Annotated in this window: 19 protein-coding genes; 11 read left to right on the top strand and 8 right to left on the bottom strand. The window is 75.2% G+C overall.

What is annotated here, in order from left to right; all coding sequences use genetic code 11:
* Positions 1-29 precede the first annotated feature (29 nt).
* Positions 30-872 (bottom strand): zf-HC2 domain-containing protein, encoded by an 843-nt coding sequence (locus ACFRAR_RS15225; protein WP_380698514.1) that lies wholly within the window; start codon positions 870-872, stop codon positions 30-32.
* On the bottom strand, positions 869-1429 hold the full coding sequence (locus tag ACFRAR_RS15230) for an RNA polymerase sigma factor (protein WP_380698515.1): 561 nt from the start codon (positions 1427-1429) through the stop codon (positions 869-871). The genes ACFRAR_RS15225 and ACFRAR_RS15230 overlap by 4 nt, the downstream gene beginning before the upstream one ends.
* Before the next feature lie 169 nt (positions 1430-1598).
* On the opposite strand from ACFRAR_RS15230, the gene ACFRAR_RS15235 reads away from it, so the two are divergent.
* From ACFRAR_RS15235 to ACFRAR_RS15245, 3 genes are all read left to right on the top strand, one after another.
* Positions 1599-2153 carry a TetR/AcrR family transcriptional regulator gene (locus ACFRAR_RS15235; protein WP_380698516.1) on the top strand — a complete coding sequence of 185 codons (555 nt, stop codon included), beginning with the start codon at positions 1599-1601 and terminating at the stop codon, positions 2151-2153.
* A gap of 247 nt (positions 2154-2400) precedes the next feature.
* Positions 2401-3438 carry an agmatine/peptidylarginine deiminase gene (locus ACFRAR_RS15240; RefSeq protein WP_380698517.1) on the top strand — a complete coding sequence of 346 codons (1038 nt, stop codon included), beginning with the start codon at positions 2401-2403 and terminating at the stop codon, positions 3436-3438.
* Positions 3439-3498: 60 nt separating this feature from the next.
* Positions 3499-4686, top strand: a complete 1188-nt coding sequence (locus ACFRAR_RS15245; protein WP_380698518.1) for an agmatine deiminase family protein — start codon at positions 3499-3501, stop codon at positions 4684-4686.
* Between the two features lie 81 nt (positions 4687-4767).
* On the opposite strand, the gene ACFRAR_RS15250 is transcribed toward ACFRAR_RS15245, so the two are convergent.
* The gene (locus ACFRAR_RS15250; protein ID WP_380698519.1) at positions 4768-5946 is read right to left on the bottom strand and encodes an agmatine deiminase family protein; all 1179 of its coding nucleotides are present in this window, start codon (positions 5944-5946) and stop codon (positions 4768-4770) included.
* A 140-nt stretch (positions 5947-6086) separates the two neighbouring features.
* Positions 6087-6266: a hypothetical protein gene (locus ACFRAR_RS15255; protein WP_380698520.1), complete on the bottom strand. Its 180-nt coding sequence runs from the start codon at positions 6264-6266 to the stop codon at positions 6087-6089.
* A 117-nt stretch (positions 6267-6383) separates the two neighbouring features.
* Between ACFRAR_RS15255 and ACFRAR_RS15260 the strand changes: the two genes are divergently transcribed.
* Positions 6384-7511 (top strand): NADH:flavin oxidoreductase, encoded by a 1128-nt coding sequence (locus ACFRAR_RS15260; RefSeq protein WP_380698521.1) that lies wholly within the window; start codon positions 6384-6386, stop codon positions 7509-7511.
* A gap of 127 nt (positions 7512-7638) precedes the next feature.
* Here the strand turns inward: ACFRAR_RS15260 and cysD are convergent, their stop codons facing one another.
* Both cysD and cysC read right to left on the bottom strand, forming a co-directional pair.
* The gene (gene cysD, locus ACFRAR_RS15265) at positions 7639-8511 is read right to left on the bottom strand and encodes a sulfate adenylyltransferase subunit CysD (RefSeq protein WP_380698568.1); all 873 of its coding nucleotides are present in this window, start codon (positions 8509-8511) and stop codon (positions 7639-7641) included.
* 128 nt (positions 8512-8639) lie between these two features.
* Positions 8640-9218 (bottom strand): adenylyl-sulfate kinase, encoded by a 579-nt coding sequence (cysC, locus tag ACFRAR_RS15270; protein WP_380698522.1) that lies wholly within the window; start codon positions 9216-9218, stop codon positions 8640-8642.
* Between the two features lie 95 nt (positions 9219-9313).
* On the opposite strand from cysC, the gene ACFRAR_RS15275 reads away from it, so the two are divergent.
* Positions 9314-9934 carry a sulfotransferase family protein gene (locus ACFRAR_RS15275; protein WP_380698523.1) on the top strand — a complete coding sequence of 207 codons (621 nt, stop codon included), beginning with the start codon at positions 9314-9316 and terminating at the stop codon, positions 9932-9934.
* Between the two features lie 17 nt (positions 9935-9951).
* Here ACFRAR_RS15275 and ACFRAR_RS15280 read toward each other — a convergent pair whose 3' ends face one another.
* Positions 9952-10737 (bottom strand): class I SAM-dependent methyltransferase, encoded by a 786-nt coding sequence (locus ACFRAR_RS15280; RefSeq protein WP_380698524.1) that lies wholly within the window; start codon positions 10735-10737, stop codon positions 9952-9954.
* Positions 10718-12799, bottom strand: coding sequence for a DUF2264 domain-containing protein (locus tag ACFRAR_RS15285; protein ID WP_380698525.1), 2082 nt, complete (start codon positions 12797-12799; stop codon positions 10718-10720). Before ACFRAR_RS15285 ends, ACFRAR_RS15280 begins: the two co-directional genes overlap by 20 nt.
* A gap of 177 nt (positions 12800-12976) precedes the next feature.
* On the opposite strand from ACFRAR_RS15285, the gene ACFRAR_RS15290 reads away from it, so the two are divergent.
* The 6 genes from ACFRAR_RS15290 (at position 12977) to ACFRAR_RS15315 (ending at position 20286) form a co-directional block, all read left to right on the top strand.
* Positions 12977-13903, top strand: coding sequence for an SDR family oxidoreductase (locus ACFRAR_RS15290; RefSeq protein ID WP_380698526.1), 927 nt, complete (start codon positions 12977-12979; stop codon positions 13901-13903).
* Positions 13903-14499: a non-canonical purine NTP pyrophosphatase gene (locus tag ACFRAR_RS15295; protein WP_380698569.1), complete on the top strand. Its 597-nt coding sequence runs from the start codon at positions 13903-13905 to the stop codon at positions 14497-14499. The genes ACFRAR_RS15290 and ACFRAR_RS15295 overlap by 1 nt, the downstream gene beginning before the upstream one ends.
* Complete coding sequence (locus ACFRAR_RS15300; protein WP_380698527.1) at positions 14484-16898, top strand: MBL fold metallo-hydrolase; 2415 nt, start codon at positions 14484-14486, stop codon at positions 16896-16898. The genes ACFRAR_RS15295 and ACFRAR_RS15300 overlap by 16 nt, the downstream gene beginning before the upstream one ends.
* Before the next feature lie 61 nt (positions 16899-16959).
* Positions 16960-18195 carry a deoxynucleoside kinase gene (locus tag ACFRAR_RS15305; protein WP_380698528.1) on the top strand — a complete coding sequence of 412 codons (1236 nt, stop codon included), beginning with the start codon at positions 16960-16962 and terminating at the stop codon, positions 18193-18195.
* Complete coding sequence (gene moaA, locus ACFRAR_RS15310) at positions 18176-19210, top strand: GTP 3',8-cyclase MoaA (RefSeq protein WP_380698529.1); 1035 nt, start codon at positions 18176-18178, stop codon at positions 19208-19210. Before ACFRAR_RS15305 ends, moaA begins: the two co-directional genes overlap by 20 nt.
* Positions 19211-19215: 5 nt before the next feature.
* A complete protein-coding gene (locus ACFRAR_RS15315) occupies positions 19216-20286 on the top strand; it encodes a glycosyltransferase (protein ID WP_380698530.1) in 1071 nt (356 codons plus the stop codon).
* The last annotated feature ends 15 nt before the right edge of the window (positions 20287-20301 follow it).

The raw sequence follows: 20301 nt of genomic DNA on the forward strand, positions 1-20301 counted from the left end.
GTGGTCCCTCTCGGGGGTCGGTGGTGGTTTCACAGCGTCGGGTAGGCGTTCCTGCGGATGATCACGGCGCCGCTCGCGAGGGCGAGGAGCAGCCCCCACAGGGGCAGTCGGTCCGGTCGCAGGACGAAGTCCAGGACGACCGGGACGTGGCCGGTGGCCCAGGCGGGCAGCACGACGGCGGCGCCCCAGGCGGCCACCAGCCCGGCGGCGGCGCGGGTCACGCCGATCACGCTGCCCAGCGCGAGGGCGGTGGAGGTGAAGGCCAGGGAGGGCAGCAGCCACTGCGCGGCCGTCGCGGTCCCGGTGAGCCGGCCGCCCAGCAGGAGCGCGGGCAGGACCACCAGGAGCGACGCGGTGGTGCGCCTGAGGAGCAGGGGCAGGCCGGCCCGGGCGGTCGAGGCCGTCAGTTCGTACGCCGGGTCCAGGGCGCGCGACCACGCCGCGGCGACGCCGCACAGCGGCAGTACGGGCGCGATGGCCGACACCGGAGAGGCGTCGCCGAGGAACGCCGGCGGGGCGAGCGCGTCCAGCAGCAGTGCCAGCAGGGTGACGGCGAAGGTCGTCGCCAGCCACGGGGCCGTGGCCGGGGTCAGCCAGGCCGCGGCCCACCGCGGGCGGCGGCGCCGTGCGGGCGCTCGGACGGCCGCGTCCAGCGCCGGTTCCAGGGCGGCCCGGACGGTGTCGAGGAGGGCGGCAGTGTCCGGTGCCTCGGTGGCCACGGTGGCCGCCAGCCGGCTCCGGCAGGTCGCGCAGTTCTCCAGGTGGGCTTCGAGCGCCCACACCGTGTCCGCGGGCAGCGTCGTGTCGCCGCGCGCGTAGTCCTCGATCAGCCGCCTCGACGCGTGTTCCCCGCCGGTGGTTCGCTCGTTCATGCCAGTGCCTCCCGCATCGCGATCCGGGCCCGGCGGGCGCGGGTCTTGACCGTGCCTTCGGGCAGTCTGAGCAGGACGGCGGTCTCCCGGACGGAGAGCCCGTCGAGCACCGTGGCCTGGAGGACGTCCCGGAGTTCCGGTGCCAGTCGCCGCAGGGCGTCGCCGACGTCGCCGCCGACGGTCACGGCGAGCGCCTCCTCCTCGGCCGCGGGCACCACGGCCCGCTCGGCGGCGGCGACGGGTGGCTCGGCGTGGTGGGCGCGGCGTCGGAAGGCGTCGACGAGGCGGCGGGCCGCGATCGTCCACAGCCAGCCGACGGCCGTCCCGCCGACCGCGCTCCCGGCGAACGCGCCGGCGGCGCGCCACACCGCCAGGTAGGTCTCCTGCATGACCTCGGCGACGATCTGCTCGTCGGCGCAGCGGCGGCGCAGCCGTACCGCCAGCCAGGGCGACGTGCGGCGGTACAGCTCGTCGAACGCCCCTCGGTCGCCTCTGGCCACCAGCCGGAGGAGGCGTTCCTCGTCCAGTTCGTCCAGTGCTCTCCTGCGTGATCTCACACCAGCCAGACGCCCGATCCGGCCTGCGGGTTCTGCGTTCGCCGTGACCTGCGTCACGGTCGGAGGGTGTCCCCTCGACGCTCCTGACCGGATTTTCAGTCGGCACGCCGGATCGGTGCCCGCACCCCCGGTAAGGTGATGGATCGTGGCCAGTCGTAAAACGTCGATCATGGAAGCAGCGGCGCGGGTGATCGCGCGGCGCGGGGTGCGCGGACTGCGGGTGGAGGAGCTCGCGGCCGAGGCGGGGGTGTCCACCGCGCTGATCTACTACCACTTCAAGGACCGCACGGGGATCCTCCGGCAGACGCTGGAGTTCATCAACGACCGGGCCGAGCGGTACACGGCCGAGCGCGCCGCGGACGCCGCGCCGCCGACGCCCCGCGAGGAGCTGGAGCAGACCCTGCTGCTGGAGTTCCAGGACACCGCCGAGGTGCGGGAGAACAGCATCGCCTGGGGTGAGCTGAGGGCGAGCGCGGTGTTCGACGAGACACTGCGCGAGGACCTGGCGCGGGCCACCCGGATCTGGGTGCAGGAGATCGCAGAACTGCTGGGCGACGTACGGCCGATGGCCTCGGCGGTCGCGCTGGCCGGGGCGGCGGAGCGGCTGACCGCGCTGCTGGAGGGCCTGAGCACGCGCTGGCTCAGCGGCAGCCTGCCGCTGGCGCAGGCCCGCGCGCTCCTGGCCGAGGCGATCGACGCCGAGGTGGCCCGGCTCGGGCCCTGAGCCGTACGGACCGCTCCGGGGAGCACCCCCCGACCGGCGGGCCGAAGCCCGCCAAGGGCGCGTCGAGACGTCTTCGCGAGTTTGACTGATTTTTCAGTCAGTGCGAGCCTGAAGCTCAGGCAGGGCGCTGCCGCCGGGCCCGCCCCCGTGGCCCGCCCCGTGGTGCGCCGCCGCGGCGCCGAGCGAAGAGTGGAGTCGGCGGCCCCCGGCGCCCTGCCCGGCACCGTCGCACCACCAGGAGACCCTCATGACCCACCACCGCGATGACCGCTCCACCGGGCCGTACCCCCGGGTGCCGGCGGACGACGTCCCGCACGCGCGGACCTGGATGTCCTGGCCGTCCCGCCGGGGCGTGTGGGGGCTGCGCCTGGGCGGCGTCCAGGACGACATCGCCCTGATCGCCCGCACCGTCGCCGAGTTCGAGCCGGTGGTGATGTGCGCCCCCGACGACTGGACGGCGGGCAAGGCCCGCGCCCGGTGCGGCTCCGGTGTCGAGGTGATCACCGACATCCCCACCGACGACCTGTGGATGCGCGACATCGCCCCGGTGTTCCGCCGGGACGGGTACGGCGGCCTGGACGCCGTGGTCCTCAACTTCAACGGCTGGGGCGACAAGCAGGTGCACCACGACGACGCCCGGGTCGCCGAGCGCCTCGCCGCCCGCCGCGGCCTGCGCCACACCTACGCGGACTTCGTCGGCGAGGGCGGCGCCGTCGAGACCGACGGCGACGGCACCGTGATGGCCACCGAGAGCAGCCTCGTCAACAAGAACCGCAACCGCGGCATGAGCCGGGACGAGATCGAGGAGGCCGTCCTGGAGGCGTACGGCGCCGACACGATGATCTGGCTGCCGGGCATCAAGGGCCGGGACATCACCGACGACCACGTGGACGTCACCTCCCGGTTCGTCCGCCCCGGGGTGGTGATGGTCCAGCTGCCGCCGCCGGAGCGCACCGACGCCTGGGCCCGGGACGCCCGCGAGCAGTTCGCCATCCTGTCCACCGCCACCGACGCCCGGGGCCGGCGCCTGGAGGTCGTCCCGGTGCACGGCCCGGACACCGTCCGCTCCCGCAAGTCCGACTTCGTCGACTCCTACCTCAACTTCCACCTCGTCAACGGGGGCGTCATCACCGCCCAGTTCGGCGACGCGTACAAGGACGCCGCCGCCCGGGAGGCGCTCGCCGCCGCCTTCCCCGGCCGCCAGGTGGTGCAGATCGACGTCGACCGCCTGATGGCCGGGGGCGGCGGCATCCACTGCTCGACCATGCACGAGCCGCTGCCGTAGCCGCCGCACGGCCCGCCGAAGAACACCCCCACCGCACCGACCACCAGCCGGAGTACCCGCATGTCCCACGCCCTGTCCCGCCGCAGCCTGATCCGTTCCCTCGCCGGTGTCGGCGCCGGCGTCGGCGCCCTCACCCTCGGCCTCACCGCCTGCGACCCCAACGCCGTCGAAGGCACCGACGGCGCCGTGCCGCCGCCCCGGCCCGGCGGCACCCCGGGCAGCACCCCCGGCGCCGCCCCCGGTGTGCGCCGCTTCGGCGCCGAGTGGGAGAAGCACCTGCGCACCGTGATGTCCTGGCCGGCCTCGGAGAGCGTCTGGGGCGATCAGCTCGCGGACGTCCGCCGGGACGTGGCCGGCCTGGCCCAGGCGATCGCGGCCCGCGAGCCGGTCGTGCTGATGGCCCGCCCCGAGCAGAGGGACGCCGCGCAGCGGGCCTGCGGCTCGGCCGTCGAGGTGGTGCCGGTCGCCGTCGACGACCTGTGGGCCCGGGACACCCTGCCGGTGTTCGTCGAGGAGGGCGGCAAGGTCAAGGGCGTCGACTTCAACTTCAACGGCTGGGGCGGCAAGCAGCGGCACGGCAACGACGCCAAGGTCGCCCGGACGGTGCTGGCCCAGTTCGGCGTGGAGCGGATCGAGACCCGGCTGGTCGCCGAGGGCGGCTCCTTCGAGAGCGACGGGCAGGGCACCCTGCTGGTGACCGAGAGCTCCGTCGTCAACGACAACCGCAACCCGGGCATGAGCCGGGACCAGGTCGAGGCGGAGCTGAAGCGGGTGCTCGGTGTGACCAAGGTGATCTGGCTGGCGGGCGTCAAGGGCAAGGACATCACCGACGCTCACGTCGACTGCCTGGCCCGCTTCGCCGCCCCCGGTGTGGTCCTGCTCGACCAGGCCTTCCCCGGCACCCCGCCGGACGTCTGGTCCCGCTCGGCCGACCAGGCCCGCGCCGTGCTCGCGGACGCCACCGACGCCCGGGGCGGCAAGCTCGAGGTGGTCGAGCTCCAGCAGCCGGACCCGGACCGGATCACCGGGCGCGGCGACGCCTTCGTCTCCTCGTACATGAACTTCTACGTCGGCGACAAGGGCGTCTACCTGCCGAAGTTCGGCGACGCCAGGGCCGACGACCGGGCCCGGCAGGTCCTGAAGCAGTACTTCCCGGGCCGGGAGGTCGTCCCGGTGAGGATCGACGCGATCGCGGGCGGCGGCGGTGGCATCCACTGCGCCACCCACGACCTCCCCGCCCTCGGCTGAGCGGGCGCCGGGCCGACGGGCCCGGGTCCGACGGGCCCGGGTCCGACGGGCCCGGGTCCGACGGGCCCGGGTCCGGCCGGCTCAGACGGCGGGCTGCTGCTGGGTGGCGCAGTGGATGCCGCCTCCCCCTGCGGCGATGTGGTCGATGTCGACCCGGGTGACCGTCCGGCCCGGATGGAGGTCGCCGATGATGCCGGCCGCCCGGTCGTCGGCGGCCCGGTCCCCGAACCGGGGGACGACGAGGCCGCCGTTGCAGACGTAGTAGTTGACGTAGGTGGCGAGGAACTCCTTGCCCGTCCCCCGGATCAGGCCCGCGTCGGGCTCGGGGAGGTCGACCACCTCGATCGCGCGCCCCCTGGCGTCGGTCTGCGAGCGGAGCACCCCGAGCGCCTGCGCGGAGGCGGTGGTCCAGACGTCCGGCGGGGTGTCGGCGGCGGGCCGGTGCAGGACGACGGTGCCGGGCCCGGCGAAGCGGGCGAGCGCGTCGACGTGGCAGTCGGTGATGTCCTGACCGGCGACGCCCCGGAACCAGATCACCTTCTCGACGCCGAGCGATTCCCTGAGGCCCGCCTCGATCAGGTCGCGGGACTTGTCCGGGTTGCGGTTGCCGTTGACCCAGGAGCTCTCGGTGGCCATCAGCGTGCCCTGCCCGTCCACCTCGATGCCGCCGCCCTCGCCGGTGACCGGCGCCTGGAGGCGGGTGATCCGGTAGTGGTCGAGGAGGCGGCGGGCGACCAGGCTGTCCTCGGCGTGGGTCTGCTTGTCGCCCCAGCCGTTGAAGTCGAGGTCGACCCCGGCGATCCCCCGCGGGCCGGTCACGAAAGTCGGGCCGGTGTCCCGGATCCACAGGTCGTCGACGGCCAGTTCGAGCACCTCGACCGAGGAGCCGCAGGCCTGCCGTGCCTGGGCCGCCTGGTCCGGTCGGGCCAGCAGGACGACCGGTTCGAAGCCGGCGACCGCCCGGGCCAGCCCCGCGATGTCCTGCCGGACACCGGGCAGCTGGTCGCCCCAGACCTGTTCCAGCGCCGGCCAGGCCATGAAGGTCCGGGTGTGCGGACCGGACTCGGCCGGCATCGCCCACCCGCCCGCCGCCGGGCTTCCGGACCCGGCCGTGCCCGGGGCCGTGGTCGGGGCCGTGCCGTTCGGCCCGGGCTGCTCCTCTCCTCCCCCGTCGGAGGAGCAGCCGCCGGTCAGCGCCAGCGCGGCGAGCGCGGCCCCGGACCGCAGGAGCGAACGGCGGGACGGCCGGGGGTGCGCCATGGGGCCTCGTTCCGGTTGGTGTCGGGTTCGGCTCCGCAGGCTACTGACCGGAAAGTCAGAATTCGGTCCGGCGCGCACCGGCCGTGAGGGGGAATCCGTTTCCGGCGAGCCGAGGACGCCGCACGCCAGGCCGGGGCGAGTCAGCTGGTGGCCGCCGTGTACAGGGCGGCGATGCCAGTCCGGAGGGTCATGCCGACCCGGGGGCGGAACTCGGGCGAGTGGTCGGCGGGCAGGGCGGCCGGCTTCTGGGCCTGGTCGGTGAAGCCCCGCACGGTCACCTGGAGGGAGGAGCCGCCCCCTCCCCCGCGCCGGCGCGCCATGGCGTGGATCACAACGGCCCCCGCGCGGCGGACGAAATGCGGCGGCCACCTGGGTGGTTGGCACGGATGACCGTTTCCGTCCCGGTGCGAGACCACCGCCAGCCGCAAGGAACCTCCATGACCGGCACCGAGCCCTCCGCCTCCCGCGCCGCCGAGATCCTCTCCCGGCCCGTCACCGTCAACGGGCTGACCGTGCCCAACCGCATCGCGATGGCCCCGATGACGCGAAGGTTCTCCCCCGGCGGCGTGCCCGGCGAGGACGTGCGCTCCTACTACGCCCGCCGCGCCGCCGCGGGCGTCGGCCTGATCGTCACCGAGGGAACGTACGTCGGCCACGAATCCGCCGGCCAGACCGACGACGTGCCGCGCTTCCACGGCGAGGAGCAGCTCGCCGGGTGGGCCCGCGTCGCCGAGGACGTCCACGCGGCGGGCGGCACCATCGTGCCGCAGCTGTGGCACGTCGGCATGGCACGCAAGCAGGGCGACCCGCCGTTCGCCGACGCCCCCGCCATCGGCCCGTCCGGCATCCGGCTGAACGGCACCGAAGGGACCGGGCGGGCGATGACCCGGACCGACCTCGACGCCGTCATCGCCGCCTTCGCCGAGGCCGCCGCGGCCGCCGAGCGGATCGGCTTCGACGGCGTCGAACTGCACGGCGCCCACGGCTACCTGCTCGACCAGTTCCTGTGGGCCGGCACCAACCGCCGCACCGACGCCTACGGCGGCGACCCCGTCGCCCGGACGAAGTTCGCCGCCGAGCTCGTCGCCGCGGTGCGCGGGGCGGTGTCCCCGGAGTTCCCGGTGATCTTCCGCTACTCGCAGTGGAAGTCGGAGAACTACGACGTCCGCCTCGCCGAGACCCCCCAGGAGCTGGAGGCGATCCTCACCCCGCTCGCCGAGGCCGGCGCCGACGCCTTCCACGCCTCGACCCGCCGCTACTGGGTCCCCGAGTTCGACGGCTCCGACCTCAACCTGGCCGGCTGGACCAGGAAGCTCACTGGCCGCCCGACCATCACCGTGGGCTCGGTCGGCCTCGACGGCGACCTCGTCAGCGCGTTCGCGGGCGAGGGCTCCCGGGTCCAGGGCATCGACAACCTGCTCGACCGGCTGGAGCGCGACGAGTTCGACCTGGTGGCCGTCGGCCGCGCCCTCCTCCAGGACCCGCAGTGGGCCGCCAAGGTCCTCGCCGGCCGCTTCGCCGACCTGCGCCCCTACGACTCCGCCGCGGTCCGTACGTTGAGCTGAGCCCGCCTGCCCCCGTCCCCTCCGTCCCAGGGCCCGGCGGCTCCGGCGAAACCGCCCACCGGGCCCTCGATCGCTGCCCGGTCCCCGCCCGGCCGCCGTCCGGCCGCCGCGTGGCGAACAGCCTCGGTCAGAAGTACCCCTCCCGTTTGCGGTCCTCCATCGCCGCCTCGGAGAGCCGGTCGTCCGCCCGGGTGGCGCCGCGCTCCGTCGAGCGGCAGGCCGCGAGTTCGGCGATGACCTGGGCGGGGGTGGTCGCGTCCGAGTCGACGGCCCCGGTGCAGGACATGTCGCCGACCGTGCGGTAGCGCACCCGCCGGACCTCCAGGCGCTCGCCCTCCCCCGGGCCGCCCCAGGCTCCGGGGGTGAGCCACATGCCCGCGCGGGCGAACACCTTCCGGTGGTGGGCGTAGTAGAGCGCGGGGAGGCCGATGCCCTCGCGCTCGATGTACCGCCAGACGTCGAGTTCGGTCCAGTCCGACAGCGGGAAGACCCGGACGTGCTCGCCGGGACCGCACCGGGCGTTGTAGAGCTGCCAGAGTTCGGGGCGCTGGCGCCCCGGGTCCCAGCCGCCGGACCCGTCCCGGATCGAGAACACCCGCTCCTTGGCCCGGGCCCTGTCCTCGTCGCGGCGGGCGCCGCCGAACACCGCGTCGAACCCGTGCCGCTCGATCGCGGCCGTGAGCGGGACGCTCTGCAGCGCGTTGCGGCTGCCGTCGGGCCGCTCCCTCAGCCGCCCGTCGTCGATGAACTCCTGGACGGAGACGACGTGCAGGCGCAGCCCGTGGGCGGAGACCACCTCGTCCCGGTGGGCGAGCACCTCCGGGAAGTTGTGCCCGGTGTCGACGTGGAGCAGTGGGAAGGGCAGCGGAGCCGGGCCGAACGCCTTGCGCGCCAGGTGCAGCAGCACGATGGAGTCCTTGCCGCCCGAGAAGAGCAGCACGGGCCGCCCGGACTCGCCCACCGCCTCCCGGATGATGTGCGCGGCGTCCGACTCCAGCAGGTCGAGCGGGGCAAGCCCCGGACCGCTCGGGCCCGGCCCGCCGCCCGCGTCCGGCCCGTCGCCCGTGTCCGCCCCGTCGGTCGGAGTCCCGTCGGTCGGAGTCCCGTCGGCCGGAGTCCCGTCGACCGTCACGGCGTCCACAGTCCCCGGTCGGTCAGCAGCGCGCGCAGCGCCAGGACCGACTCCGCCGGGCTCTGCCGGTCCGTGTCCAGCCTCAGATCCGGCCGCTCCGGTTCCTCGTACGGGTCGTCCACGCCGGTCAGCCCGGTGAGCAGCCCCGCGCGCTGCCGTGCGTACAGGCCCTTGACGTCCCGCCGGGCGCAGACCTCGACCGGCGCCGCGACATGGACCTCCAGGTACGCCGTCCCCGACCGCTCGTGCCGCCTGCGTACCGCGTCGCGGGCCCGCGCGTACGGGGCGACGACGGGCACCAGCGCGAGGACGCCGTTGCGGGCGAGCAGTTCGGCCACCACGCCCACCCGCCGGACGTTGCGGTCCCGGTCGGCCCGCGAGAAGCCGAGGTCGTCCGAGATCAGGCCGCGCATCTCGTCCCCGTCCAGCACCTCGGTCCGGTGGGCCTCGGCGCGCAGCTGTGCGGCGAGGGCCAGCGCGATGGTCGACTTGCCGGCGCCGGGCAGGCCGGTCAGCCAGACCGTGGCCCCGGGGGAACCGGTGCGGCGGGCGGCGGAGCGGGACGGATCGTTCACACCCGCTAGAACGAGGCCGGTGCCCGGACGACACGATGCCGGGCGGCCCGGAGTGCCCCCGCACCCCGGAGGATCCGAGGTCGTTGGGTACCGGTGTGAGCGCATCCTCGTCCCCGCCGGCCCCGTCCGGGCACGGCCACGACCTCCCGCACCCCCCGAAGATCTTCGGCATCGGCCTGTCACGCACGGGCACCCGCTCGCTGACCGCGGCCCTGGGCGTGCTGGGATTCGACGTCGTCCACTACCCGGTCGACCGGGCCACCCACCGGACGCTGGTGGCCGGCAGCGCGCGGTTCCCGCTGCTCGAATCGCGCGACGGCCTCACCGACATCACCGTCGTGCCGTACTACCAGGACCTCGATCTCGCCTGGCCGGGCAGCAGGTTCGTCCTGACCGTCCGCGAGGAGGAGAGCTGGCTGCGGTCCTGCCGGACGCACTGGGAGCGGCCGGCGCCGGACCGGGGGGACGGCAGGGACGTCCGGCTCGAACGCGAGGTCCAGCACTTCCTGCGGGCCGCGGTGTACGGCTGCCACGCGTTCCACCCGGAGCGGTTCCGCCGGGTGTACCGGCGCCATGTCGCCGACGTGGCACGGTACTTCGCGGACCGGAAGGACGATCTGCTGGTCCTCGACGTCGTCGGGGGCGAGGGGTACGAACGGCTCGCCCCCTTCCTCGGCGCGCCCGTCCCGGACGAGCCGTTCCCGCGCCTCGACTAGCGTGCCCTGCGGCCTTGTCACTCCCTCCTGGCCGTCAACGCCTCGGTGCGGACGGTCTGTTCGAAACGGCCGTCCGGGCCGAAGCCGGCCAGCGCCGCCCGCAGGTCCCGTTCGAAGGCGTCCCTCCGGCGGCCGAGCCGGGCGGGGGTGAAAGCGGAGTGGGAGAACTGGAGGCCGATGACCTCGTCGAGCGTGCGGTCGACGCGGTACGTCCAGTGCCCGGCCGTGACCCGGGGGAAGGGGGAGCGCCGGAGGATCTCGCGGTTCGACTCCCCCTGCTCCGGACGGGAGCCGTCGCCCGCGCCGCCGGGGAGCGTACGGTACCGGTCCCGCACCTCGTCCACGGCGCGGGACCACCCCGTCTCGGACGGTTCCGTGGCCACGAGGACGACCCCGCCCCGGGGGTTGACGAGGCCGTCGAGGTCGGCGAGGACCTGCTCGCGGGACATCCAGTGGAACGACCTGCCCATGACGCAGAGGTCCAGCGGAGGAAGGCCCAGCGCCCGCAGGTCGGAGGAATCTCCTTGTCTCCACTGGATGTTGTCGACGTTCCGCCGTTCGGCGATCGCCCGCCCCTCCCGGAGCATGCCCGGTTCCGGGTCCACGGCGACGACCCGGGCGACCAGCCGGGACAGCGGGAGGGCGAGGGTCCCCGGTCCGCTTCCGAGGTCGAGGGCCGTCTGGGTCCCGTTCAGCCCGAAGTCCTCACCGAGGAGGTCGAAGAGTTCCCGCGGGTACCGCGGCTGGTAGCGGGCGTAGTGCGCCGCACCGGAGGCGAAGATCTCACGCGGGCCGGAGGACACCTGGACCTCCGGCTACCGGCCGGGGTGCGCCGGGCCTGACCACCCAGGACGCGTGGCCCGGAAGGTCCAGCCGCACCACGGGCCCGTCGACCGCCACCGAGAACCCCGGCGGGGGCGGCTCGTGGGCGGGATCCCCGCCACGGGCGGTGAGCAGGACGGCGGACACGTGGACCGATTCCCGGAGCGGCGCCGTCGCCGTCGCCGGGTCCGGGTCCGGGTCCGGCACCGAGGGGGCGGTGGGGACGGCCGAGCAGTACGGCACGGCGGAGTAGGGCCCGAAGGCGTTCGAGCCCTGCCCGTGCCGGACGTGCGCCGCGGTCCACCCGTACAGCCCGGCGATGGCGCTCACCAGCCCGTCGCCGCGTCGCACCGTGGCGTGGGTGCCGCTGACGCCGGCCCGCAGCCGGTCCCGGTCCGCGAGTGCGTAGCCGCCTTCGCGGACCGTGTACCCGACGGGCGCGACCACCCGGTGGACCCGCACCTCCCAGGCGCCGATCACGACGGACACGCTGTCGATGCGGCAGGCGGCCGGCAGCGCGTCCCCGTCCATCCGGGGCCGGTGCCAGGACGCGGCGTAGTGGTCGGTGACGGCGACCCGGTGGATGCGCTCGCGCCGGGAGACCTGCCCGCCCGGCGAGACGACGGCGATGTGGTTGTCGAGGCGCTGCTCCAGGGCGGCGCCGCCGACCTCCGGGCCGGTTCGGGTGGAATAGGCGAACTTCGCGTAGTGCGGGTCGTCGCGGCGCGCGCCCGGCGGTGCGACCAGGTAGTGGCTCCCGTGGTTGAGCAGCCGGACCAGGCCGTCCTCGCGGGTGCCGTGGACGAGGAAGCCGGGCACCGGGAGCGCCGTCGGGCGACCGGCGCGCTCGACCGGCAGCTCCTCCTCGGGGGCCGTCCAGACGGGGTGGTCCGCGGGGAGCAGCAGGCCGAGGAATCCCTTGCCCGCGGCGTACGGCGAGCCGGGGCCGCTGTAGGCCTGGGCGGACGGCCGGAACTCCCCGTACCAGCCCAGTGGCAGCAGCCCCCGCGCGTCGGGCGCCCCGTTGCGGACGAAGTGGCTCAGCGTCGCGCTCGCGAGCCGGCGGGTGAGGCCCGGTGGCAGCGGCGTCGAGGCCTCCAGGGCTCCGAGCCACAGCGGGGCGAGGCAGGCGAACCGATAGGAGAGCGAGCGTCCGTGGTGCACGGGCGCTCCGTCCCCGCCGAAGAGGTGGACGTACTGAGCCAGGTAGGCGTGCAGGCGCTGCCGGTAGACGGCGGCGCGGGCGCCGGCCCGGGGCCCGGCCATCCGGCTCCAGAGCAGCGTGTAGTAGTGGAAGCCCCAGGCGTTGTAGTAGTCGAAGCGCTCTCCGGCCTCGTAGGTCGACTCCCCCTGGTGGATCTTCCCGTCGCGGTGGTCCCGGTAGTCGCCGCGCCGGGTCGGGCCGTCCTGGTACCAGCCGTCGCCTCGGTACCACTCGTCGACGCGGTCGAGTCCGGCCTCGATCCCGGTGCGGTCGCCGAGGGCGCCCACGGAGTCGAGGAACTCCTCCACGACGACCCGGAAGAGCACGTGGTTGTTGTCCCGGGTGCGGCGGCCGACCGCCTGGGAGAACCAGTCGGCCAGGTCCGCCTGTGCGGTCGGGGGCAGCCGGTCCCAGAGCCAGGGCCGGGACAGGTGCAGCCCGACCGCGATGGACGCCGCCTCCACGATCTGCTGGGAGCAGTCGGTGATGTCCGGCCAGCCCCCGGGGCCGTCCCGGCGGGCGCCGGCGGCCAGGCCGCGCGCCCAGTGCTCGGTGCGGCCGGCCGGGTCCGCGCCCTCGGCGCCGGCCAGTCGGACGGCGAGCAGCAGGAAAGCACGGGCGAAGCCCTCCAGGCCGTCGACCTGCGGGCCGGACCAGCTCGGCGGACCGGGTGGCGTCACCGCGGCCCCGTCCGGGCGGGTGAAGGGCGGCAGGGCGTCCAGCAGACGGTCGGCGACGGCCTCCCAATGGGCTCGTGTCCAGCCGGTGTGCGGCGACAGCCGGCGGTCCTCGGGCGGCGCCGGGAATCCGGGCGTCACGGGCGTTGCGGGCGGGGGCAAGGGCGCTCCTCCGGCTGGCGGCTGGCCTCGGGCGGTCGAGGGGGCGGGGCGGGGTCGGGAGGTCGGAGCAGGGAACGTGCGGGGTTGCGGCGCGTATCACCACGTGCACCATAAGTCACAGGCAAGCCGTTCGTCCGGAGACTGGTTCGCTGTCGCTCCAAGCCGAGGAGGCGGGACATGGCGCCCCACCCCGACCCCGCGAAGACCCTCCCCCCAGCCCACCGGGACCTCGCGGGCACGACCTGCGTGATCACCGGAAGCGCGTCGGGCATCGGTCGTGCCGTGGCCCACGCCTTCGTCGACGCCGGGGCCCACGCCGTCCTGGTGGACCGGGACGCCGACGGGCTGCGGCGCGTCGCGGGCGAACTCGCCCCGGCGGCCTCCGTGGTGGTGGGCGACATCGCGCGCGACCCGGACTGCCGGGAGGCCGCACGGGCGGCCGCGGCGACCGGGCGGCCGGTCCGGGCGCTCGTCAACTGCGCGGCGGACTTCCTGGCCCTCGGCGAGGGCGCGGGACCGGCGGACTGGGACCGGAGCCTGAGCGTGAACGTCAAGGGCAGCGCCCTGATGACGTCGGCCCTGGCGCCCCTGCTGCGCGCGGCGCGCGGGGCCTCGGTGGTCAACGTCGCCTCGGTCTCGGGACACATCGCCCAGCCCGGCCAGTGGACGTACAGCGCGGGCAAGGGAGCGCTGCTCGCGCTGACCCGCTGCCAGGCGCTCGATCTGGCCGACGACGGCATCCGGGTCAACAGCGTCTCGCCGGGCCTGATCTGGACTCCGGAGACGGACCGGATGACCGGCGGCGACCGGGCCCGCTGGGGGCCCGTGCTCGGCGACCACCACATCCTGCGGCGGGTGGGGCAGCCGGAGGAGGTCGCGGCCGCGGTGCTGTTCCTCTGCGGACCCGGCGCGTCATTCATCACCGGCGCCGACCTGCCGGTCGACGGCGGCTACCTGGCGATGGGCCACAGCCGGTCGGAACCCGAGACGCTGCCGGGGCGGACGGGCACGCCGGCACGGCCCGCGCGGACGGACTCCCCGGCGCGGCCCCTCCGGGCAGACTCCCCGGCGCGGCCCGCGCGAGCGGACGGGACGCGCGCGTGATGCGGGCCGTCCTGGCGACCGGCAATCCCCGCAAGGCCGCCGAGATCATCGAACTGCTGGCCGGGGTACTGGACTTGACGCCGAGGCCCGGGTGGCTTCCCGAGGTCGTCGAGGACGGGACGACGGTCGAGGAGAACGCCTTCCTCAAGGCCTCGGCCGCGGCCCTCGCGACCGGCCTGCCCGCCGTGGCCGACGACACCGTGATGGAGGTGGACGCCCTGGGACGCGCTCCGGGGCTGCTCTCGGCCCGCTACGCCGGTGAGGGCGCGGGCGAGGCGGCGAACGTGGCCAAGGTGCTCGCCGAGATGGCGGGCGTCGCCGCCCCGCGGCGTGGAGCCCTCGTGCGCACCGTGGCGCTGCTCTGTTACCCGGACGGGCGGAGGGTGGTCAGCGAGGGGACCGCCCGCGGGTGGATCACCGAGCACTGTCTGGGCGACCACGGGTTCGGCTACGACACCGTGTTCGTGCCCGACGACGGCGACGGCCGCACGCTCGGCCAGATGACCGCGGCGGAGAAGGCCCGGCTGTACTGCCGGGGGCGCGCCTTCCGCGGCCTGGCCACCAGACTGAAGAGGGCCGCATGCCAGTCGCGCTAGAGCTCGGCGGACACGCGACGGTCCTGATCCGGGCGGACGCCTTCACCCTGCTGTGCGACCCCCACCTGCACGACAGCTACCGCGGCGGCCTCCTCGGCTTCGCCCCGGCCCGGAGGGTCCGGCCGGAGGCGCTGCCCCGGCCCGACGCGGTGTGGATCTCCCACTCCCACCGCGACCACTTCGACCCCGCCTCCCTGGCCCGTCTCGACCGGGCACTGCCGGTCCTGCACCCCGACGACCCGAGGATCGCGCACGCCCTCCGCCGGCTCGGCTTCCGCGACACCTGCGTGGTGCGCGACTGGACGGTGCTCAGCCCGTGCCCGGGGGTCGAACTGACCTGGACGCCCTCGACGACGGCCGTCCCCGAACACGGACTCTCGCTCCGCACCCGGGACGCCTTCGTCTGGCACATGGTCGACAGCCTGGTCACCCCCGCGTGGGTGGAGCGGCTGCTCGCCGACGGACCACCGCCGGACGTCCTGCTGACCCCCTGCCAGCCGATCGAGGAGACCCGCAGCGTGGAGGGCGTCCCGCCCGGAGCGGACGCGGCCTGGTCCGATCCGCTGACCGCACTGATGGCGCGGGTCCGCCCCGGGCACGTGGTCCCGCTGCCCGAGGGGCAGTACGGGCTGGGCGACGCGGCCTGGCTCAACGGGCACAAGTTCCCGGTGCCGCCCCGCCTGGTCGACCGGGCGCTGCGCGCGGACGACCCGGAGCGCCGGGTGCTGCGCCCCGGCCCGGGGGACCGGCTCACCGTGGCGGGCGGGACCGTGCGGTGGGAGGCGTCCGCCGTCGGCTGGGTGCGGGCCACGGACGAGCCGCGCGACCGCAGCTACCGCCCGGGGAGCTGGATCGGTCCGCTGGCGGCGGAGCGGCGGGCGGACGCGGCGAACACTGACGGCGCGGCGGACGGCGCGGCCGGTGCGGCCGGTGCGGCCTTGGACCGCTTGCTCGGTGGAGCCCCCGGGGCGGGCGCCGAAGCCGTGCCGGTGCCCGCCCTCACCGAGCTCGCCGCGGCCGCCCCCGGACGGCTGCGCGCCACTGCCTACCGCCTCGTCATGGTGGGCGCCGACGCCGAACCCCTGGCGGAGCGGGCCGTACGGCTGGAGGTCGACGGCACGCTGTCCCCGCTGCCGCCGGAGAGCGTGCCGGACATCGAGGTGGCGGTCTCCGCCAGCGATCTGGACGACCTGCTCGACGGCCGGCTCGGCTACTCCGCCGCGCAGTACGGCGGGCGGCTGCGCGAGGTGCGGCCCGGTCTGGCGGCCGATCCCGACGCCTGCCCGGCCGTCGTCACCAGCCGTCACGACCCGGTCCCCGCCGGCGGGGTGGTGGTGCTGTCCGGGATCGGCCTGTTCGCCCTCCTGCTGCGCGCGCGGCTCGGCTCGGCGCTGGTGGAGCTGGACCGCGAGCTCGATGCCCGGCTCCAGGACCGCCCGGTGCGCCCGCCCGCCGCGGCGCGGGCCCGCGTCCTTCCCCCGGCCCTCCCGGCCCAGCCGCTTCCCTCCGCGCCGGAACCGCCTCGCTTCTGGCCGCGCGTCGCCCGCTGCCTGGCGCGCGGCGAGGACCCGTCCGTCGCGTCCGGGACGTTCACCGACGCCGGCCGGGTGCACTACCTCGGCGTCCTCGGGCGCGCCGAGTGGCCGGCCCCCACACCCGCAACCGCGCCCGCACCCAGCTCCGCGTCCCCGTTCTCGTTCTCGCACGGTCCGGACGACGGTGTCGGACTGCTCGTGCTCGCGAGTCTGGTGGAGGCCCAGCCCCATCTCGGCGGCGGGGTGCGGTTCCCGGACGCCTCCTACCGGCAGCTGCTGACGAACATCGAGCGCTCCCCTGTCCGCCGTTGGCGGGTGTCGACGGCGCTTCCCGCCGGGGTGCGGGTGCCCCGGTGGCGCGCGGCTTCCCTGTTCCCCGTCTCGGTCGACCGGCTCCGCGCCGATCTGGCCCGCCGGGGGTGGGACGGTGAGCTGCTCGGCCCGGACGCTCCCCTGCCGGTCGCCCCGGGGAGGGCCGAGCGCGACTGGTGGCTCGGCGTGCCCCCGCCCGAGGGGCCGCCGGGTGACCGGCGGGCCCTGGTCCTGCGGGAGTCGCCCGGGTGCCGGCTGCACGGCCTGATCGAGGCGGCCCCCGACCCGGAACAGCCGGACCCGGACGGCACGGCGGCGCGGCAGCCCGAGTTCCGGGTGTGGGCGGCGCCGCCCTGCCCGCCGACGCCGCAGGAGGCCGTCCTGCACGCGCTGCTCGGCGGCGATGTGCGGTTCTCCTGGCTGCTGCCGCCCCGGGAGACCGTCAGGAAGGCGGGACGGGCGGTCGATCCGGTCGCCTTCGCGGAACGCGTCGCCCTGCTCGCCCTGGCCGAACTGGCGCGCCGGGGGTACCCGGAGAGCGGCAGCGCCTGACCCCGGCAGTTTCCGTCCGCCCCCACAGCTTCCGAAGCTCCTTCCGACCGCGAGGACCGTGATGCTCACCGAACTGCCGCCCCGGCACCGCCCGGACCACCTTCGCGCCGCGTGCGTCGTCCTCGACGCCCAGGGTCGGGTCCTGCTCACCGAGCCGCGGTCGGTCGACGGGCGGGCCGGCCTGCCGTGGGCCGTCGTGCCACCGGGGAGTACGGCCCGGGAGGCCGCCGCGGAGGTGGCCCGCCGCGCCTGCCGGCAGCGGGTGGCCGCGGCCCGGCTGCACTACCTCACCGAACTCCACCTCCCGACCGGCCCTCACAGCGAAGTGCCCCACGACCTGAGGGTGTTCACCCACCACTGGGCAGGCGCCACCCGCCGTGCCGCACCCGGCCCGGAGCTCCGCTGGATCCCGCTGGAGTCCGTCACCGGGGACGGCGACAGGGACGGTGCCAGGGATGGGGTCGGACTCGACCCGGTGGCCGCGCACTGCCTCGGCGAGCTGCGGCGCTCCCGACCCGCCACCGTCACGGACGGGGAGACCCGGAGAGCGGAGGCCCGGACCCTCGCCGAGATCGAGACCGAGGCCCGGCGGCTGATCGACCCCGTCCCCGCCCTGTGGCGCCAGGATGGAGCGTCCCGCGTGGTGGTCATCGGCCCGCCCGCCGTCGGCAAGAGCACGCTGCTGAGGCGGCACACCGCCCGTGCTCCGGGCACCGAGCACGTGCGGGACATCGTCCCGGTGAACCGGAACCAGGGCCGGGGCCGGGGTCCGGACAACTACCTGACCCGCTACCTGCGCGGCGACGACACCTCGGGGTTCTTCTGCCAGATGGAGACCCTGCTGCTGCGGGTCCTGCAGAACCTCCGCACCGACGAGACCGGCGTCATGGACCAGGACGTGCACAGCTCCCTGGCCTACGCCAAGGCGCTCCGGCTGAGCGGTGCCCTGGATGCCCGGCAGTACGAGACGTACTACCGCTACCACCACCTGATCACCTCCGCGCTGCCGCCACCCGAGGCGGTGGTGCACCTGACCGCCCGCACCGACGTGCTGATGCGCCGGCTCCGCCGCCGCGACCGCGTCCTGGAGCGCTCGTTCACCAGCTCCTACGTCTCCCTGGTGGCCCAGTGCTTCGAGGACGTGGCCGAGGAGCTCGCCCCGCGGATCCCCGTCCACCACCTCGACACCTCCGACATGAACCCCGACCAGGTGCTGGCGCGCTTCGAGGAGCTGCTCCCGGCGCGCACCGGCCCCGCCACTCGAAGGAACGACCGACATGACCAAGCCCAAGGCTGACTGGCGCAACCCGGGTCCCGCCCCGACCAGCGGCCCGCTCATCGACACGCTCGGCCGGGTCGGCGGCGACCTGCGCGTCTCCGTGATCGACAAGTGCAATCTGCGCTGCACCTACTGCATGCCGGCCGAGGGGCTGCCCTGGCTGGAGAAGGAGGAGCTGCTCACCGTCGACGAGATCGACCGGCTCGCCCGGCTCTTCCACTCCCTCGGGGTGCGCGACTTCAAGATCACCGGCGGGGAGCCGACCGTCCGCCGGGAGCTGCCCGAGATCGTGGCCCGCGTCTGCGCGCTGGAGGGGGTGGACGTCTCCATCACCACCAACGGGCTGTTGCTGGACCGGCTGGCCCGCCCCCTGCGGGAAGCGGGGCTGCGCCGCATCACGGTGTCCTGCGACTCCCTGATGAGGCACCGGTACGCCGAGATGACCCGCCGGGACGCCTTCGACAAGGTGACCGCGGGGCTGGAGGCGGCGCGCGAGGCGGGATTCGACCCGATCAAGATCAACTGCGTGGTGATCCGCGGCAGCAACGAGGACGAGGCCGTCGACTTCGCCCGGCTGGCCCGCGAGGGCGGCTACGACGTGCGCTTCATCGAGTACATGCCGCTGGACGCGGAGCGCACCTGGGAGCGGGAGAAGGTGGTCCCGGCCGCGGAGACGCTGGCGGCGGTCTCCGCGGCCTACGATCTGACCCCCGTCGCCCAGGACGCGCCGCAGCCGGCCACCGCCTTCCGCTTCGCCGACGGGGCGCCCGGGGTCCTGGGCTTCATCCCCTCGGTGACGAAGCCCTTCTGCGACAGCTGCAACCGGATGCGGACCACGGCCGAAGGGGCCTTCCGCGTCTGCCTGTTCGCGCTGGAGGAGACCGACCTGCGCACCGCGCTCCGCTCGGGCGCCGACGACGCCGAACTGGAACGGCTGATCCGCGAGGCGCTGTGGCACAAGTGGCCCGGACACAAGATCAACCACCCGGACTTCGTCCGGCCCGACCGCAGCATGTCGATGATCGGCGGCTGACCACCGTGAACGGCCGTGTGGTCTCCTTCACCTGGGGCCGGGGGCTGGGCCACGTCTCCCGCCAGATCGCCGTGCACAGCGAACTGCGCGGGCTGGGCCGGGACTCCCTGCTGCTCACCGAACGGGCCCAACGGCTGATCGACGACTACGGCTTCGCCCAGACCGTCCTGCCCACCGACGCCGACAGCCTGGTCGGCGAACCCCTGCACGGCACCGGCCCCCGGGCGGACCACGGCCTCGCCCGGGTCATGGTCGCCCGGGTCCTGCGGCCCGACGACGTGGTGCTGCACGACGTGACGGTGCAACGGGAGTTGTACGACCGGGCCACCCTGCTCGGCTGCCCGCAGTTCCTCGTGCACCGCTTCCAGCGCAACCACCCCGAGCCGCCCGCGTGGGTGGCCCGCCACGCGCCCGCCATCGGCACGATCTACCTGCTGGGCGAGCCGGGGCGGGCGGAGACCGTCCACGGGGTGCGCGTGCTGGGGGTGCCCCACGTCGTCCGGCCGCTGCTCGACGACCGCTCCCCCTGGCCCGAGGACACCCCCGCCCTGCGGATCGCCGTGGTGGCCGGCGGCGGCGGCCACGACGACGCACCCGGCTTCCTCACGGCCGCGCTCCACGGCATCCGCGAGTACGCCCGCCGCCGCGCCGCCACCGACGTCGACGTCCTGGTGCTCACCGGCCCGCACTTCGACGGCGCCGTCCTCGTCCCGCCCGGCATGCCCGGCCCGGTCCGGGTCCGCCCGTACCTGGGCCCCGCCTACGACGTCTACCGCCACGCCCACGCCGCCATCACCCACGCCGGCTACAACACCGTGCAGGAACTGGCCCGCTCCGGCGTCCCGGCCGTCGCCGTCCCCGGCATCCGCGACTTCGACGACCAACGCGTCCACCTACGAGCCGCCGCCAGCCCCAACGTCGTGGTCGCCGCCCCCGACGCCCACACCGTCGCCCGCGCCCTCACCGAAGCCCTCCACCCCCCGACCACGCCCCCCGGCCGCCCACCCGCCGCCCCACCCCGCCCGGCCGACGGCGCCACCCGCATCGCCCACGATCTGATCGCCGCCACGTCCTGACCCGGCGACGCGGCG

It is taken from the genome of Kitasatospora sp. NPDC056651, assembly GCF_042792155.1.
Lineage (GTDB): Bacteria > Actinomycetota > Actinomycetes > Streptomycetales > Streptomycetaceae > Kitasatospora.

Excerpts from the sequence above, each read along its gene's own strand:
- ACFRAR_RS15225 (WP_380698514.1), bottom strand. The coding sequence starts at position 872 with ATGAACGAGCGAACCACCGGCGGGGAACACGCGTCGAGGCGGCTGATC.
- ACFRAR_RS15235 (WP_380698516.1), top strand. The coding sequence starts at position 1,599 with ATGGAAGCAGCGGCGCGGGTGATCGCGCGGCGCGGGGTGCGCGGACTG.
- ACFRAR_RS15240 (WP_380698517.1), top strand. The coding sequence starts at position 2,401 with ATGACCCACCACCGCGATGACCGCTCCACCGGGCCGTACCCCCGGGTG.
- ACFRAR_RS15245 (WP_380698518.1), top strand. The coding sequence starts at position 3,499 with ATGTCCCACGCCCTGTCCCGCCGCAGCCTGATCCGTTCCCTCGCCGGT.
- ACFRAR_RS15250 (WP_380698519.1), bottom strand. The coding sequence starts at position 5,946 with ATGGCGCACCCCCGGCCGTCCCGCCGTTCGCTCCTGCGGTCCGGGGCC.
- ACFRAR_RS15255 (WP_380698520.1), bottom strand. The coding sequence starts at position 6,266 with ATGGCGCGCCGGCGCGGGGGAGGGGGCGGCTCCTCCCTCCAGGTGACC.
- ACFRAR_RS15260 (WP_380698521.1), top strand. The coding sequence starts at position 6,384 with ATGACCGGCACCGAGCCCTCCGCCTCCCGCGCCGCCGAGATCCTCTCC.
- ACFRAR_RS15290 (WP_380698526.1), top strand. The coding sequence starts at position 12,977 with ATGGCGCCCCACCCCGACCCCGCGAAGACCCTCCCCCCAGCCCACCGG.
- ACFRAR_RS15295 (WP_380698569.1), top strand. The coding sequence starts at position 13,903 with ATGCGGGCCGTCCTGGCGACCGGCAATCCCCGCAAGGCCGCCGAGATC.
- ACFRAR_RS15300 (WP_380698527.1), top strand. The coding sequence starts at position 14,484 with ATGCCAGTCGCGCTAGAGCTCGGCGGACACGCGACGGTCCTGATCCGG.
- ACFRAR_RS15305 (WP_380698528.1), top strand. The coding sequence starts at position 16,960 with ATGCTCACCGAACTGCCGCCCCGGCACCGCCCGGACCACCTTCGCGCC.
- moaA (WP_380698529.1), top strand. The coding sequence starts at position 18,176 with ATGACCAAGCCCAAGGCTGACTGGCGCAACCCGGGTCCCGCCCCGACC.